This is a genomic window from Ralstonia sp. OTU4908 (assembly GCF_038440115.1).
In the GTDB taxonomy this organism is placed as follows: Bacteria; Pseudomonadota; Gammaproteobacteria; order Burkholderiales; family Burkholderiaceae; genus Ralstonia; species Ralstonia pickettii.
The window spans coordinates 16,901-33,069 of record NZ_JASATD010000028.1; the positions used below are offsets into that span (position 1 = coordinate 16,901).

The 16,169-nt window shown below is 62.1% G+C and carries 18 protein-coding genes; all 18 read left to right on the forward strand.

Features of this window, described 5'->3' with window-relative positions; translation table 11 throughout:
- Window positions 1–33 precede the first annotated feature (33 nt).
- The 18 genes from AAHM38_RS19430 to AAHM38_RS19515 all read left to right on the forward strand — a co-directional run bounded on the left by AAHM38_RS19430 (window position 34) and on the right by AAHM38_RS19515 (window position 16,159).
- The gene (locus AAHM38_RS19430; RefSeq protein WP_028229043.1) at window positions 34–363 is read left to right on the forward strand and encodes a TrbC/VirB2 family protein; all 330 of its coding nucleotides are present in this window, start codon (window positions 34–36) and stop codon (window positions 361–363) included.
- 15 nt (window positions 364–378) lie between these two features.
- Entirely contained in the window at window positions 379–666 is a 288-nt protein-coding gene (traL, locus tag AAHM38_RS19435) for a type IV conjugative transfer system protein TraL (protein WP_028229042.1), read from the forward strand.
- Window positions 667–672: 6 nt separating this feature from the next.
- Window positions 673–1,269 (forward strand): type IV conjugative transfer system protein TraE, encoded by a 597-nt coding sequence (locus AAHM38_RS19440; protein ID WP_028229041.1) that lies wholly within the window; start codon window positions 673–675, stop codon window positions 1,267–1,269.
- On the forward strand, window positions 1,202–1,948 hold the full coding sequence (locus AAHM38_RS19445; RefSeq protein WP_028229040.1) for a type-F conjugative transfer system secretin TraK: 747 nt from the start codon (window positions 1,202–1,204) through the stop codon (window positions 1,946–1,948). The genes AAHM38_RS19440 and AAHM38_RS19445 overlap by 68 nt, the downstream gene beginning before the upstream one ends.
- On the forward strand, window positions 1,941–3,260 hold the full coding sequence (locus AAHM38_RS19450) for a TrbI/VirB10 family protein (protein WP_028229039.1): 1,320 nt from the start codon (window positions 1,941–1,943) through the stop codon (window positions 3,258–3,260). The genes AAHM38_RS19445 and AAHM38_RS19450 overlap by 8 nt, the downstream gene beginning before the upstream one ends.
- Window positions 3,250–4,047, forward strand: coding sequence for a DsbC family protein (locus tag AAHM38_RS19455; protein ID WP_028229038.1), 798 nt, complete (start codon window positions 3,250–3,252; stop codon window positions 4,045–4,047). The genes AAHM38_RS19450 and AAHM38_RS19455 overlap by 11 nt, the downstream gene beginning before the upstream one ends.
- Window positions 4,048–4,177: 130 nt before the next feature.
- Window positions 4,178–4,828: a type IV conjugative transfer system lipoprotein TraV gene (gene traV / locus AAHM38_RS19460; RefSeq protein ID WP_042339286.1), complete on the forward strand. Its 651-nt coding sequence runs from the start codon at window positions 4,178–4,180 to the stop codon at window positions 4,826–4,828.
- Between the two features lie 38 nt (window positions 4,829–4,866).
- Window positions 4,867–7,539, forward strand: a complete 2,673-nt coding sequence (traC, locus tag AAHM38_RS19465) for a type IV secretion system protein TraC (protein ID WP_028229037.1) — start codon at window positions 4,867–4,869, stop codon at window positions 7,537–7,539.
- Window positions 7,540–7,542: 3 nt separating this feature from the next.
- The gene (locus AAHM38_RS19470) at window positions 7,543–8,001 is read left to right on the forward strand and encodes a TrbI F-type domain-containing protein (protein ID WP_042339282.1); all 459 of its coding nucleotides are present in this window, start codon (window positions 7,543–7,545) and stop codon (window positions 7,999–8,001) included.
- Window positions 7,998–8,474: a S26 family signal peptidase gene (locus AAHM38_RS19475; RefSeq protein ID WP_028229035.1), complete on the forward strand. Its 477-nt coding sequence runs from the start codon at window positions 7,998–8,000 to the stop codon at window positions 8,472–8,474. Before AAHM38_RS19470 ends, AAHM38_RS19475 begins: the two co-directional genes overlap by 4 nt.
- Window positions 8,461–9,096, forward strand: coding sequence for a type-F conjugative transfer system protein TraW (gene traW / locus AAHM38_RS19480; RefSeq protein ID WP_028229034.1), 636 nt, complete (start codon window positions 8,461–8,463; stop codon window positions 9,094–9,096). Before AAHM38_RS19475 ends, traW begins: the two co-directional genes overlap by 14 nt.
- Window positions 9,093–10,094, forward strand: a complete 1,002-nt coding sequence (gene traU, locus AAHM38_RS19485; protein ID WP_028229033.1) for a conjugal transfer pilus assembly protein TraU — start codon at window positions 9,093–9,095, stop codon at window positions 10,092–10,094. Before traW ends, traU begins: the two co-directional genes overlap by 4 nt.
- Before the next feature lie 10 nt (window positions 10,095–10,104).
- Window positions 10,105–10,878: a type-F conjugative transfer system pilin assembly protein TrbC gene (gene trbC / locus AAHM38_RS19490; RefSeq protein ID WP_052421047.1), complete on the forward strand. Its 774-nt coding sequence runs from the start codon at window positions 10,105–10,107 to the stop codon at window positions 10,876–10,878.
- Window positions 10,878–12,242: a hypothetical protein gene (locus AAHM38_RS19495; RefSeq protein ID WP_052421046.1), complete on the forward strand. Its 1,365-nt coding sequence runs from the start codon at window positions 10,878–10,880 to the stop codon at window positions 12,240–12,242. Before trbC ends, AAHM38_RS19495 begins: the two co-directional genes overlap by 1 nt.
- Window positions 12,243–12,251: 9 nt before the next feature.
- Window positions 12,252–13,556, forward strand: coding sequence for a conjugal transfer protein TraN (traN, locus tag AAHM38_RS19500; RefSeq protein WP_052421045.1), 1,305 nt, complete (start codon window positions 12,252–12,254; stop codon window positions 13,554–13,556).
- Window position 13,557: 1 nt separating this feature from the next.
- Window positions 13,558–13,926: a hypothetical protein gene (locus tag AAHM38_RS19505; RefSeq protein ID WP_028229031.1), complete on the forward strand. Its 369-nt coding sequence runs from the start codon at window positions 13,558–13,560 to the stop codon at window positions 13,924–13,926.
- The gene (locus AAHM38_RS19510) at window positions 13,923–14,723 is read left to right on the forward strand and encodes a conjugal transfer protein TraF (protein WP_028229030.1); all 801 of its coding nucleotides are present in this window, start codon (window positions 13,923–13,925) and stop codon (window positions 14,721–14,723) included. Before AAHM38_RS19505 ends, AAHM38_RS19510 begins: the two co-directional genes overlap by 4 nt.
- Before the next feature lie 11 nt (window positions 14,724–14,734).
- Window positions 14,735–16,159, forward strand: a complete 1,425-nt coding sequence (locus tag AAHM38_RS19515; protein ID WP_028229029.1) for a conjugal transfer protein TraH — start codon at window positions 14,735–14,737, stop codon at window positions 16,157–16,159.
- Window positions 16,160–16,169 lie beyond the last annotated feature (10 nt).

The window sequence follows — 16,169 nt, forward strand, 5'->3', positions numbered from 1 at the left end:
GAAGGCACTTACCGGTAATGGAGATTGACTGAAATGAATCAAATGCACCTCGCTTCCATGAAGGTCGAAGCCCAGCAATGGGTCAAGGCTCTCATGTTCGTGGGCCTGATCTTGGCCCTGATGATGTTGGCTACGCACGCCTACGCCAGTGACGGCGCGGAGTTCCAGGCGGCCAGCGACAAGTTCGAGTCCTGGGTGAAGGGCAACCTGGGCAAGCTGGCTGCCTTCATCGCCCTGGCTGTCGGTGCCGTGGTCGCGGCTGTCAAGAAAGACTGGTCGTGGTTTTTCGGCGCGGTCGTCCTGTCCATCGGCATGGGCATCCTGATCGGGATCGTCAACGCCAGCTTCACGGCAACGATCTAAGGAGGGCGGGCAGCCATGTCACAAGACCTCTCTCACTACATCCCGCGCAGGCTAGACGACAAGGGCAAGTTTCTCTTTTGGGAGCTGGATGTTGCAGCGGTGGCCCTGCTCGGGATGCTCGTGGGTGTGGCCACTGAGTACCGAGTCCTCGGGCTCATTGCAGGGATTGCGATGGCCTATGGCTACAACAAGCTCAAGGCCGGTCAGCACCCCGGCATGGCTGCCCATCTGCTCTATTGGTTCACGGGTATGCCTGAACCCAAGGAGCTGCCCAAGTCCCACATCCGAGAACTGAATGGGTAAATGCCTATGTCACCAGATAACGCAATCAACGAACGGGACTCACTCAAGGGGCAGGTGCGATTTCTCCGCAGCGTCGTGATCGGCCTGATCGGCCTGAACGTCGCACTCCTTGGGCTTGAGGCCTACACCCTCATGACGGCCAAAGAAATCGTCGTGCCGCCTGAAGTTCGGCGGCCCTACGAAATCGGCTCGAACTACGCCAACTCCGACTACCTGTTGGACATGGCGGGATACGTGCTCGACAAGGTGAAGACGGTCACGCCGGAGACGGTTGACTACAACAACAAGGTCATTTTGAAGATGGCCCACCCGGATGGGTACGGCGCACTCAAGACCATGCTCGACGCCGCCGCGCTGCGGGTCAAGCAAGACCGTGTGACCACGGTTTGGATTCCGAGGAACGAGAAGGTCAACGAGCGAGCAATGACGGTGGAAGTGTCGGGTCAGCTCAAGACCTTCATCACCGACAAGCTGACCTCCCAGCTCGACAAGGCCTATCTCGTTCAATTTTCCGTAACCACTTCGGGGCGTCTCTATGTACTCAAAGTCGAAGAAGTCGTTAAGCGCGATTCCGCTGCTAAGCCTGCTGCTGCTCAGCCTTGATGCCTCCGCAACCCAGGTTGTAGACGGCTGCTACGCAACGCATCAGCAGGTCAACATTTCTGCCCGCGAGCAGAACCGCCTGGCCATCGACGGCCGGCGCATCGGCACGGTGGTGCCCTCTCAGAAGGGCGTCATCAGCTACGTCAAGGACGAACAAGCCGGGGCGCTGTACTTCACGCTGGCCAGCGACACGCCCAACTCGGGCACCGTGACGCTGTTCGTCAGTGACGAACAGAACCCGGCCGCGACCTGCAAGCTGATCCTGGTTCCCCGTCCCATTGCGGGCGAGGAAATCATCATCAAGCCGCCTGCCGAGAGCCGCACCTCCGCAGCAGGGCGTAAGGGCGGCGACGGCCGCGCGCTGGCCTACCAACGCCACGCGAAGGACATGATCCTTCAGATGGCGGACGAAGAAAGCCGCGACCTCGAACCCATCCCCGTCAACCAAGAAATCCCGCTCTGGAAAGAGGCGCGACTGGTGATGCTTTCCAAGTACCTGGACGGCGACCTGGTTGGCGAGAAGTACCGCCTCACCAACGTGTCCGACACGGACATGCTGCTGATGGAGCAGGAGCTGTACCGCAAGGGCGTGGTGGCCGTGGTGATCGAGAACCACACGCTGCCGTCGAAGGGACAGACGCTGATCTTCATCGTGCGCGGGAGGAAGGACAATGAGTGACCCGAACGCACAAGTGAAGAAGCGTCAGCTCATGCTGATCGGCGGCACCGTCACGGTGATCCTGCTGCTTGGCGCGGGCGGCATGTTCTTCTTCGACAACGGCCCCGCCGTCCGCACCGAGAAGCCCAAGACCGTGGCCATCACGGCACCGGGCACGGTGGACGACAAGGATGCCTGGCGGGCTCAGGAAGCGGCCAAGGCGCAAGCCAACGCTGACAAGCTGAACGACCTGACCCAAGCGCTGAAGAAGCAGCAGGAAGACCAGCAGAAGCTCAAGGACGAGCTGGAGAAGGCCCGAAAGGACGCGGCCAACCCACCGAGCGGCAACAAGTCGGCTGACGCCGCCACCCTCAACCAGAAGCTGCCTACTGGCTCCGTGCTGCCGCCTCCGACCGCCAAGACCGGCATGAGCGCTGCAACGCCGCTGAATTCGCCGCTGGGCCAGCCGCTGGCAGAGGCACCGAAGCGCGAGCTGGAGCTGATCCAGTTCAACAACTCCAGCGCGGGCGGCAAAGACGGCTCCACTGGCGGCACCAAGAGCGAGCTGCTGGGTTTTCCAGTCGCAGACGCTGCCAAGAAGTACGGCCAGTCGGGCAAGGAGAACGTCAAGAACAGCATCGAGTTCATCCCCGCTGGCAGCTTCGTGCGCGTGGCCATGTTGAACGGCGCGGACGCCCCGACTGGAGGCCAGGCGCAGAGCAACCCGCTGCCCATCGCGCTACATGTCCTGGACACCGCCAACCTGGCCAACAAGTACAAGCTCGACATCCGCGACTGCCGTTTCGTGGCCGCTGCCTGGGGCGACCTGAGCAGCGAGCGGATGATGGGTCGCACCGACACCCTGACCTGCATCATCGGCGGCGAAACCGTCGAAATGCAGGTGAAGGGCCAGATCATCGGTGAAGACGGCAAGGCCGGCGTGCGCGGCCGCCTGGTGACGAAGCAGGGGCAGGTGCTGGCCAACGCGCTGCTGGCCGGTATCGCCAGCGGTATCGGCAAGGCCTTCCAGCAATCGGCCACCACCACGAGCACGAGCGCCCTGGGCGCAACTTCCACGATCCAACCGGGCGATGTCGGCCGGGCCGCCATCGGTTCCGGTGTGGGCAACGCCGGCACGGCACTGGAGCAGTACTACCTGAAGGCTGCGGACAAGCTGTTTCCGGTCATCGAGACAGACGGCGGCCGCACTGTGGAAGTGCTCATTACCAAGGGTGCGGTCTACAACGGCCGCGCAGCCAACATCGGCAACAACTATCGCGGCCTGTTGAAGCGCAACGGGTCTAACTCAAGGGGCTACGACGATGAAGATTAAGAACCTCCTGGCTGTGGCCGCCTTGGCTGCACTCTCCAACCTGGCCAGCGCTGCCGGCGACGACGCGGCGACCCAAGCGGCCACTGGCGTGGCGCAAGGTGTGGGCGCTGGTGCGGCCCAAGCCGCGACGAAAGACGTTGCCCTGCAAGCAGTGGCAGCGAAGTTCCGGGCCATGTACCCCAACACGACTTTCACGGACATCCGCGCCTCCGGCATTGATGGCCTGTACGAGCTGGTGATGGGCCAGAACGTGGCCTACACCGACGCCAGCGGCCGCTATTTCGTCTTCGGCCACCTGTTCGACATGAAAGAACAGGTTGACCTCACCGCCCAGCGTCAGCAGGAGCAGCAAGCTGCGCGCCGCGTGGAGTATCCGAAGGGCCTGCTGGGCAACGCCATCAAGACGGTCAAGGGCGACGGAAGCCGCCAGCTCGCGGTGTTCGCCGACCCCAACTGCGGCTACTGCAAGAAGCTGGAGCAGGAGCTGACGAAGGTGGACAACGTGACCATCTACACCTTCCTGTATCCCGTGCTGGGCGAGGACAGCAAGACGCTGGCCATCGCTACCTGGTGCGCGGCCGACCGCTCGAAGGCCTGGAGCGACTGGATGCTGAACCAGAAGCGCCCGGCGCTGGTTTCGTGCGTCACGCCGATCAATGACAACACCGTCCTCGGCTCCCGCCTGGGTGTCACCGGCACGCCCACGCTGATCGCCGCTGACGGTCGCATCCTGCCCGGCGCGGCACCGGCCGACAAGATCAACGAATGGCTGGGAGGTGCGAAATGAAACGCACAGCACTTGGCCTTTGTATGGTCGCTCTCGTCGTTCTTAGCGGCTGCGCAACAAACCGCGCGTCGCAGTGTGACTGCTGCAAAGTCAGCCAGCAACCCTACTCGACCTATCCGGGGGCATCCCAATGAAAGCACTGACCCTTACTGCGGCCGCTGCCATTGCCGCGAGCCTGGCCGGTTGCGGCAGCATGTCCGGCTACGACGCCAACACCCAATTCGCCTGCAAGGCCCCTCCGGGCGTGCTGTGCGAATCCATGTCAGGCATCTACGCAAACGCCGAACAGAAAAACCTGCCGGGCCAGCGCGTCAACATGGCCAAGGCTGAGCAAGCCGCCGAAGTTTCGCGCGCGAAAGATGCCTCGACCGAGAGCGTGCTGAGCAAGCCGATCTACAGCGGCACGCCGATCCGCAGCGCGCCGCGCGTGCTGCGCGTGTGGTTCGCGCCCTGGGAAGACAGCGACGGCGATCTGCATGACCAGGATTACGTCTACATGCAGGTCGATACCGGCCGCTGGCTGATCGAGCACAACCGCCGCCGCGTCATGGATGCCTACCGTCCCGTGCGTGCGCCGTCCGTGAAGACCACTGCGCCCAATGCCCAGGTGCAAGGCACGTCGAACGTGCAAACCGGCGCAGCGCAGGGCCAAGAGGCCATCGGCGTGGTGCAAGGCCGTCCCGGCGAGCAAGACGCTGCCGGCCTGCTGGGTGGCATCCAGATGCCCGGTCAACTCGGCCAGCCTGGCGGCCAGCCGCCTAGTGACCTGCCGCCGCAGTGATTCCAGGCACAACCGGCCAACCTCAGAAGGTGCATTGAATGGAACAGACATTCCTCGAAAAACTCAAGTCCAAGGCCGCTCAGGTGTGGGATGAGCAGATCCTTGGCAATACCTCGGACGTGGGCAGCGAACCCGCGCCGGTTGTCGTCTCGAATGACCTGGTGAACGGGGATGTTGACCACACCGTTCACACCGTCGCGGCCGGCACCCACGGCCTGCACAACCTGGTGCAGTACGACCAGTACGACGAAAAGACAGGCCTGTTCTACAACGACACGTCAATCTCGTTCTGCTTCGAGGTGATCCCTCAGACCGGCGCAGACGAAGACATGGCGAACCGCCTCAATACGCTGTTCACGCCGATCCCACCGGGCTACGGCGTGCAGTGGACGCTGTTCGGTTCACCCGTGCTCGATGAGCAATTCCAGGCCTATCTCGACCAGCGGCACATCGCCGTGGACAAGGGCGCGACCACGCCCTTCTTCCTGGAACTGGCTCAGCGACGGATCGACCACATCAAGAAGAAGGTCGGGCGACCCATGTTTGTCAACGACAACTTCATGGTGAAGAACCTGCGCCTGATCTTCTCCGTCACCAAGGCCGGCAAGCCGAGCGACACGCGCCTGGTGAGCGACATGGTGGAGCTGAAGGAGACGCTGCGCGCCTCGCTGCGCACCGCAGGCCTGCCGAGCTTTGCATTCGACGCCGAGGGCCTGATCCGCTTCCTGTGGCCGATCTTCAATCCCGACACGATGTTCAGCCCGGAGCCCCAGCCGGCGCTGCGCTACGACAAGGGGCGCTCGATCCGCGACCAGATCACCAAGTTCGGCCAGCACGCGCGCGTCAAATCCAGCGACATCCTGATCGGCATCCCGCCCGAGACGGCCGACGAGGAAGACACGCGCATCGCCGTGCGTGGCTTCGGCGTGCTCCAGTACCCGCAGAAGAAAGAGCTGTGGGAGATGGCCAACATCATCGGCAGCTTCTTCGATGACGGCCTCCAGTACCCGTGCCCCTTCATCATTTCGGGCGGCATCTACACGCTCGATCCGCAGATCGTGGAAGGCAAGGCGCAGCTCAAGTCGGCCCGCTCCAAGCAAAACGCGAAGTCGAAGATGGCCGAGTTCCAGCCCGAGCTGGAATCGCAAAAGCAGGATTGGGACGTGGTGATGCACCAGCTCAACCTGGGCGGCACCATGTGCGAGCTGTATCACACGCTGCTGCTGTTCGCGCCCAAGGCCTCGATGAACAAGTGCGCCCAGGTGGCCGTGAACATCTGGCGCAGCGAGCGCTTTTTCCTGGCGCCGCTGCAATCGCTGCATGTGATCGCGCTCTACGCCTCGCTGCCCATGACGCTCACGGAGAACGTGCGCAACGACATGCTGCGGCTGCGCGTGATGGGCACCAAGACCAGCGTGAACGCCACCGACCTGTCTCCCATCATCGGCGAGTGGAAGGGCGCAGGCGACCCGGTGATGATGTTCTTCGGCCGCCGTGGTACGCCCACCTTCGTGGACTTCTACTCGAACCAGCAGGGCAACTACAACGTGTTCGTGGCCGGCGTCTCGGGCTCCGGCAAGTCGGTGGCCATGAACGAGGTGGTGTCGGCCTACCGGGGCATCGGTGCCCGCGTGTGGGTGATCGACGTGGGCCGCAGCTACCAGAACCTGATCCGTCTCCAGAAGGGCACCTTCCTGGAGTTCACGCCGGAAACCAAGATGTGCATCAACCCGTTCTCATGGGTTGGTGAAGACGACGAGCTGGACTTCAAGGCTGAAATGCGCCTGCTGAAGCCCATGATCGGCCGCATGGCGTCGCCCAATGCGTCGCTCAACGAATACCAGTATTCGCTGCTGACCGAGGCCATCACGGGCGTCTGGAACGACTACGGCCAGGAGACGAACCCGACCCTGATCCAGAAGTACCTGCTGGAGAAGATCAAGAACGAATCGGGCGGCATCGAGCGCGTGGCCTTCGAGCTGGGCAAGCAGCTTCAGCCCTTCACCGAAGGCGGGGTGTACGGCAACTACTTCAACGGTCGCGCCAACATTTCGCTCGACGCCGACATGGTTGGCCTGGAGTTGGAAGAACTGAAGAACGCTCCCGAGCTGCGCCGCGTGGTGCTGTTCGTGCTGACCTCCCGGATCGCTCACGATATGTACCTGAGCCGGGATCGCAAGAAGCTGTGTCTGGTCGATGAGGCTTGGCAGCTCCTGGGGGCCGACAAAGAGACAGCCGAGTTCATCGAGGAGGGCTACCGCCGCGCACGGAAGTACAACGGCATCTTCTGCGTGGGTACTCAGGGTATCGAGGACGCCTATAAGAACGACGCTTCGCAGGCCGCCTACAACAACGCGGACTGGAAGATTCTGCTGCGTCAAGACCGCAAGAACCTCGAAACACTGATCGAGAAGGGCCTCTACAACTGCTCGCCGGCACAGAAGCGGATGCTGCTGTCGCTGCGCACCGAGAAGGGCCGCTTCTCCGAAATGATGATCTCGTCGCCTAACGGCGATTCCGTGGTGCGGCACATCCCCGACCCGTTCTCGCTGCTGATGGCCTCGACCAATGCGGCTGATTACAACGAGTGCGAGGCGCTTCTGAAGCAGGGTTACTCCACGATGGAAGCCATGCAAATCATGCTGGGTCGCCGGGGCGAAGACCGCCGCGTGCGCGACCGTCGCAAGAACCCCCACACCTACCGGATTTAAGACATGGAACAGAACACTCAACCCGTGGCGGCCGAAGCGCCCGCCGTCGCAGCTCCAGTGGCAACGCCAGCAGCCGCTCCCGCCGACGCGCCCCAACCCGCGCCGAGCTATTTCATGACCGTGCTCACCACCGCCCTGGTGTCTACCGTCTTCACCCTGCTGGCCCTGGCCCCGGTGGCGTACTCGATCTACAAGCACACGCCTCCCCAGGTGGCCACGGTCGATCTGCAAAAGCTGGTGGAGGAAGACCAGAAGCGTCTGCTCGATCTGATCGGCGTGGGCAGCTCGCCTGACAAGGGAGCGCTGGCCGACAAGATGACCGCCGAATTCGCCAAGAAGCTGTCGGTCGTGGTGGACGAAGTGGGCAAGGAATGCCACTGCGTCCTCGTCAACAAGGCCGCGCTGCTGGCCGGCACGGCCACGGACTACACGGACATCGTGCGGGAAAGGATCAAGAAATGAAGATCAAGCGCCTGTACCTGGGGCTCTGCGGAGCCGTTGGCCTGGCCGGCGTGGGCCTGTGGGTTTCGACGGCTTGGTTCACCTACTCGGTGGCCCTGACCCATAGCCTGCCTGGCCACGTCTACGCGATCAAGCGCGATGCGCCCGTGCAGAAGGGCGACCTGGTGGCCTTCCGCTGGCACGGCGGTGCGACCTACCCGGCCGGCACCACGTTCATCAAGGTGGTAATGGGAGGCCCCGGCGACGTGGTTAAACGGGCCGGCAACGAGTTTTGGGTGAATGGCCAATACATCGGGGTGGCCAAGCCCAAATCGAAGGCTGGCGTGCCCCTTACGCCCGCCGAGCCGGGCGTGATCCCGGAAGGGCAGATGTTCGTCGCCACGCCCAGCCCGGACAGCCTGGACTCGCGCTACGCGCTCTCGGGCAACGTGAAGAACTACGAGGTGATCGGGAAAGCCTATGCGATTTTCTAAGCTGATCGCGGTACTGATGGCCGGGGCCACGCTCACGGCTGCGCACGCGGAGTCCATTGGAACCATCGGCCAGACGTACCCGATTGGCGAGGAATCCGCGCTCACGATGATTATGAACAAGCTGCGCCAGAAGGAGCGCAGCGGCGAGCTGAAGGCGCTCCAGCAGCAAGCCATCAAGCGGTCGCTCAACAGCGTCAAGAACATGCCTCCGGTGGATGGCCTTCAGGCTGTCACCGAGAAGGCACAGCGCCTGATCGACCCGACCGTGTACTACCCCAATGCGGTGAAGACCGACGAGGGCCGCATCGTGGTGCCGGCTGGGGCCAAGATCAACCCGCTGCTCGTCACCGGCCTGAGCAAGCGCCTGGTGTTCTTCGACGGCCGCGACCCTGACCAAGCCGAGGCCGTGCGCCGCATGGTCAAGAAGGAAGGCCCGAAGGTGAAGCCGATCCTGGTGGCCGGCTCATGGCTCGATCTGACGAAGGCCTGGAAGACCCAGGTGTATTTCGATCAGAAGGGCGTCCTCTCTCAACGCTTCGGCATCCACGCCGTGCCCACCGTCATCAGCCAACAGGGCGCTTCGCTGCTGCTGCAAGAAGTCCCCGCGAAGGAGCTGCAATGAAACGCTGGATCGTGACCCTCATGATGGTGCTGAGCGCCGCTTTCGCGCGCGAAAGTGTGGCTGGCCAATGTGTCGGCGCTTTCGCCAACCCCATCACCGACATCTGCTGGTCTTGCCTGTTCCCCGTGACCATCGGCGGCCTGCCAATCCTCACGATGGATCAGGAAGACACCGACAACCCGAGCGACTTCCTGTGCTCGTGCGGCCTGCGGCCCGTTCTCGGCGTCACCGTGGGCTTTTGGGAGCCCGCCCGCCGCGTGGACGTGACTCGCTCACCGTACTGCTTCGTCTCGCTGGGCGGTATCAGCCTTGACCCCGGCATCCGTGCGCCCGAAGGCGAGGTGCGCTTGCAGCAGGACAACACGCGGCAATCAAGCTACCAGGTGCATTGGTATGTCGATCCGATGCTGTACTGGCTCGAAATCATCCTCGACAACCCTTGCCTCGAAACCGGCAGCTTCGACGTGGCCTACATCACCGAAGTCGATCCCACCTGGAACGACGACGAGCTGACCATGCTGCTGAACCCCGAGACGTACCTGTTCGGCAACCCCATCGCGCAGGCCGCTTGCGCGGGTGACTGCGTGCTGGCCTCGACCGGCTTTGGCAGCGATGCGCTTTTCTGGTGTGCCGGCTGCAACGGCTCGATTTACCCCTTCAACGGCCACGTCCAGGCGCACGTCAGCCATGTGCAGGCCAGCTCGCTCCTGGTGCAGCGAATGACCGCCAAGATGCACCGCGAAATGCTGACCTGGGGCACGGCTGGCAGCGAAGGCCTGTGCGGCGTCTACCCGCAGCCCGTGATGAAGAAGGATCAGTACAAGTACACGATGCTGTACCCGGTGCCGCAGACGGCCAAGATCAACGGCAAGTGCTGCCAGCCCTACGGCCGCACCACTGCCGTGTGGGGTGCGGGTCGCCAGTATCCGTACAAAGGCGAGGACTTCAGCTACGAAATCTTCCGCAAGAAAAACTGCTGCCTGGGCTATGGACTTTGAGGGGGCACCGATGAAGACCCGCATTCTCGCTGCCACCGTACTGGCATCCCTGCTGTCCCACGCTTGGGCTGACGTGACGACGCCAACCGCGTCCCAGCTCGAACAGGAACAGCGCCGCATCGAGGCCGAACGCAAAGCGATGTTCGACCCGAACAATCCGGCGACCAAGGCCAAGGCCCCGGCGCTGCCATCCAGTGCCGCCGTGCAGGGCGAAATGAAGCGCATCGAGGCCGAACGCAAGGCCATGTTCGATCCGAACAACCCGGCCACGAAGAACGCCAAGAACGTCTTTCCCAACGTGCCCACGCCGGAAGTCTCCAACGTGGACATCCAGGCGCTGGCCAAGCGCTACGAGCAGCGCGCAGACGCTCGCCGCACCGATGACCTGATGGTGTTCGTGAGCTTCACCATGCCGCCTGAATCGCTCAAGCGCATCGTGGCGCAGGTGAGCCGACTCGGGGGCACCGTGGTGCTCAACGGGTTCAAGGACAACTCGTGGAAGGCAACCGCCTTCGCCATCAAAGACCTGGGCGAGAAGCGCGGGAACGTGGTGGTCAATCCCAACGCCTTCGCCAAATACAAGGTCAAGTCCGTGCCCGTCACGGTGCTGACCAAGCCCGAGGCCATTGACCAGCTCGACAGCGAAGGCTGCGCGCTGCCGGACACCTACGCCGCCGTCGCCGGGGATGTGAGCCTCGACTACGCGCTGGATGAAATCGCGCAGCACGACCGCCGTTTCACCGAGCTGGCTCAACGCTACGCACGTCAACTGAGGGGCCGTTGATGAAGAACCTGACCACCGCAATCGCATTGGGCGGCCTGGCCGCCATGTCCACCCTGGCTTTTGCCGATCCGCCGATCCAGACGCCGGCAGACGCCTTCCAGGCTGGCAAGACCTTCGGGCAGAGTGGCAAGGACTCTGCGGCAGGAAAGGTGAATACCAACACGGGGAGCCAGAACCTCCCCAACTTCACGACCAACGCGCCGCAGTCGGCGAGCTTCGCCAACGGTCACGGCAACCTCGGCGCGGCAGGCAACTCGAAGCTCGCTGCCTGCCAAAACAGCGTGTCGCCTAATGCGATGGCGCAGCAGGAATGCGATGCCGTCAACTTCCTAGCCAAGAACCCGAGCATCCGGCCGAAGTTCATCATCGACAAGAAGAACGACCCGCTGCTGACAGGATCGGCGAACACCATCAAGAACCCCGGTTCGACGCCGGGCTCCAGCAATCAGCAGTGCCATGTGGAGACAGTGACGACGCCGGCTACGTACAAGACCGAGAGCTGCGAGCAGTCCGTGGTGACGCAGAGCTTCACTTGTCAGAAGACGCTGATTCCGCAGTGTGCCTATACGGGAAGCCCAATTTCATCGAGTTCTACATCTCAGACCGGCATATTTCCCTCGTTGTCCATAACACCCACCGGAACGGCCGGTCTTTACAACTACATCGTCAGCCTTCCCAACTGTACCGGGGGTGCGGAGGGTTCGGCGCAAATTAACTTCAACCTGGATACCGTTGGGCAGGGTGGCTACATAACCATCAACCTGTCTAACCTTGATGACGCGGCGGCCATTGGTGTGAATGGTTATGCAGTGTTCGCCGGATACCCGAACGCGGGGCCTTATTACAGCGGCAGCTACTTCCCTCAAACAACCAAGGCATTCCAGGTTGGATATTCATGGACTGAGCAAGTGGGTACTACTTGCACGGCCTACGATTGGGACGGCAACTGCACGGCCAGCCAGCCGAACTACCAGCAGTTCTATGCGAACACCAAGCTGCTGGATTTCTGCCCTGGCGGCTATTCGCCTACCTCACAAAGCCAATTCAGTTATTGCGATCCTGATAGCGGGTCTTGTTCCCCACCGGCGAACTACACGCCCTACAACGTGATGGGCTTCTTCTGCAATGCAGAAGGCAAATTCCTGATGAATCGGCACGAGGGTAGTGGCACCTGGGGAGGAAGCGTCTCATCCCAGATGCCTCTCCAAACAGGCACCAACACCATTCAAGTCTATTGGGGCACCGGCTATTGGGGTGGCGCTTGCGGCAACGTGACCGTGACCGGGCAAATCTACAACGTGGCTCCGACCTGCAACACGCCGTGGAATGACGGCTGCGCGGCAGCTCGCGGCGCAACGCAGTAAGGAGACAACATGAAGCGCATCCTTTTCGCCATCACCTGCCTCCTGACCGCCAACGCCTGGGCCGACATCACCTACGGCCCCAAGAGCTGCGTGCAGACCCAAGCAGACGTGTGCCTTGACGCCACGCCCTGCAAGCAGATCAACGGCATCCTGGCCTGCATCAACGGCCAGCCGCTGCCGCAAGGGGCCGTGCGCGTGAATGCCGACTGCTGGCAGTACCAAGCCAGCTTCACCTGCGAAGACAGTAGCTCCATCGACACCTGCCAGCCGCTGCGCGACAAGGGCTGCGGCCAGATCGGCAACACCTGCCTGTCCACCGACGCCACCGGCAAGTGCGTCAATGCGAGCTTCACCTTCAGTTGCCCGGATAAGCCCGCCACCTCGACTCAGAAGACCGTGTGCGACACGTCTTTCTGCAACAACGATGGCAGCGGGTGCTACGACACCTCGTCGCCCCAGGACAAGGACTTTGGCCAGGCGGCCGCGATGGTCGAAGTCACGCGCCAAGCCGGCATCTATGGCGTTGATCCCAACAAGGTGGAAATCTTCAAGGGCTACCTCGAAGAATGCTCGATCAAGGTGCTGGGCGGTACGGAACTCAAGAGCTGCTGCAAATCGGCTGGCGGCGGCGGGGCCTACACCAACCATGCGCTACTTTCGGCGGGCATGAGCGGCGGTGCAGCCGTGGTCGGCCAGGTCGGCAAGGACGGCATCAGAGCGGGCTCGCAGTACGTCTATGACGCCCTCTACGGCAATACCGACATTTCGCTGATCGACAAGGGGCTGACTTCGATGAACGACTGGGCCGGTGGCCTGGGCAGCAGTAGCACCTTCGGGGCCTATGGCTTCCAGTTCAGTTTCTCGATGGCCGATGGCTTCCAGTTCGTCGGCTTCGACCCTTACAGCTTCGCAATCTCTATCGCCATCCAAATGGTGATGGAGTGGCTGAGCTGTGACCCGAACGAGCAGACCCTGATGATGAAGAAAGGCCAGAACCTGTGCGTGTATGTGGGCAGCTATTGCTCCCACAAGATTCCGATCATCAACGTCTGCACGGAGATCAAGCAACAGCAATGCTGCTTCAACTCCATCCTGGCCAAGATCGTCAATCGACAGGGCAGGGCGCAGCTTGGCCTTCCGGCCAACCAGTGTGGCGGTTTCAACCAAGCCCAGCTTCAGGCGCTCAACTTTGCTGCGATGGACTTCAGCGAGTTCATCGCTTCGCTCAACGTCGATAGCGTCAACAACGCCTCTCTGAACAGCCAGATCAATTCGACTGTGCAGAACAAGGTCAAAAGTTACTACGGGCAATGACATGAAGAAGACCACCTACTTTGCCGCTGTCCTGCTGCTTGCAACTTTCGCGCGCGAAAGTCTCGCGGACGGCATCTACAACAACGCGCACGACCTGATGGTGGAGGCGATCCGCACCGGTAGCGCGTCCGGCGTCATGACCGGCGACATCGCCAAGAAGTTCAGCGACCAGTTTCGCAGCAACGGCTCGCTGCTGGTCAGCGCCACGGTGGAGAAGCGCTACAAGCAAAAGGGCTGCGCGCGCCTGTCAGTGAACTACACGAAGAAGCAGGTGCAGTCCACGCACGGCATGACGGACGCGCTGCTGAAGACGCAGATCAATTACTGCCTCGACGGCCGCGCGCCTGACTCGCTGGAGGAAGCCCAATGAAGCGCTTCCTACTGACGCTTTCCGTCGCGCTGGCCTGCACGGCGGCCTGGGCCGATAGCCCACTCGACTACCCCTCGATCTGGAGGTGCGACACGAGCAAGCCGAATTGGTACTGCGACGAGGACGCACAGCAGCCGCAGCGTCAGGTGGCCCCGCCGGCGCCGCAGGCCTCCGCGCCGCGTCCGCTCTCTCTGAGGGAAATCAAGACGGCCGAGCAGATGCGCCAAGAGCTGAAGCGCCGCGAGGACGTGGCCGTGATGAACCCCACCGACGCCAACCTGAAGAACTACCTGGAGCTGTGGCAGCTCACGCAGGAAAAGGGGGCGGTCTTCGCCGACAACTGGCGGCGGGTGGTCTGGCAGAACCCCGAGCTGGACTACTCGCTCAAGCGTCCGACCAACAACACGGCGATCAAGACCTACGACGCGCAGCGCGAGGTCAACGAGGAACAGCACTTGAAGACGCTGGCCAAGGAGCACGGCTTGATCTTCTTCTTCCGGTCTGACTGCCCGTACTGCCACGCGATGGCCCCGGTGCTGCGCAGCATGTCCGAGAAGTACGGCATCGAGGTGCTGGCCGTGTCGGTGGACGGCGCGGGCCTGCTGCCGGAGTACCCGCAGTTCACCGATGGCCGCAGCCAAGCGCAGGCCTGGGGTGTTGAGCGGGTGCCGGCCCTGTTCATCGGCTCCAAGACCACGGGCGACCACGCACCCATCGGCTTCGGCCAGATGGCGCTCACCGAAATTATCAACCGCATCTTTGTCCTGACTGGCACCCAGCCTGGCCAGAACTTCTAAGGAGAACCGACATGCTGCTCAAACGCCTCTCTGTTTTCGCCTTGGCCGTCGCTGTCGCTACCAATTCGTCCGCCATGTCAATGCAACAGCTTTTCGACTCGGTGAACGCCCAGGGCAACGTCACCAACCCGGCCATCCTGCAAGGCCAGACGATGAACCTCTACACCGGGGGCAGTCTGTTCATGCGGATGCCGCACAAGACCTACAACCTGGCCACCGTCACGCCGCCGAGCTGGAATGCCGGCTGCGGCGGCATTGACCTGTTCATGGGCGGCTTCTCGTTCATCAACAAAGAGCAGTTCGTGGCCATGCTGCGCAACATCGGCTCGAATGCGCTGGGCTACGGATTCAAGCTGGCCATCCAGAACCTGTGCCCGACCTGCGACAACGTGATGCAGGCGCTCCAGGCGACGGCCCAGCAGATCAACCGCCAAAACATCGACTCCTGCGAAACCGCCAAGGGCATCGTGAATGCCTCGGTGCCGGATTCGTGGACGCGCGGCAAGCAGGACGCGGCCAAGAACTTCGGCGTGAACACCAACCTGTTCAGCGACATCTCGGATGCCTGGTCAAACGTGATGAACAACGAGCCGAAGGCCAACGACACGATGAATCAGGTGGCGAGCAGCAACCCGGTAGCCAAGGACGCCATGCCCACCGGTAACGTGGTGTGGAAGGCGCTGAAGAAGCTCAATGGCATCGACGACGAATACCGGATGGTCATCATGTCGATGGTCGGAACAGCAATTTTCCCTACCAACAACAATGCCGGCACCCCGCCGACGCCGATCATCCTGCCCGCACTGGATATTTCGCTTGAGCAGCTTGTCGGCAAGCAAGACGCATCGCCAAACCTCGACTTCCCTATCTGGCGCTGCGACGACACCACCGACTGCCTGAACCCCTACCAAGGGAACATCGGCGACAACGGCAACGTGCTGAGCTTCCGTGCGATGGTGCGGACAAAGCTGTGGGCCATCGCCGACAAGATCGCTGCCCGTCAGCCCCACGACAACCTGAATGACGTTCTGAACTTCATCAACGTCACCGATCTGCCTGTCTACAAGATGGTGGCGGTCGGCACGGCATCGAATAACACCGGGCTGGCCGACGCCATGATTAACCGCTACCAAGACCTGATCGCGGCCAAGTACGCAGAGGTCTACATCCGTAGCGCCGTGAGCGACTTGGTGGCCGCGCTGGTGAAGTACCAAACGGTGGCGGCAAGTGGCGTCATGTCCGACCAGATCAAGGTCATTCTGGAGGCTGCTGAGAAGGTCAAGACTCAGGCCCGTCAGCAGATGTCCACCGCCTACACGCAGACCATGAGCACCTTCAACATGGTGCAAGAAGTCCAGTTCATGGAGCGTTCCCTGAGCGCCAACCTGTCGCCGACTCTGCGCAGCTCGCTCACCTTTGGCCGCAGCCTGCGATAAGGAGCCACGC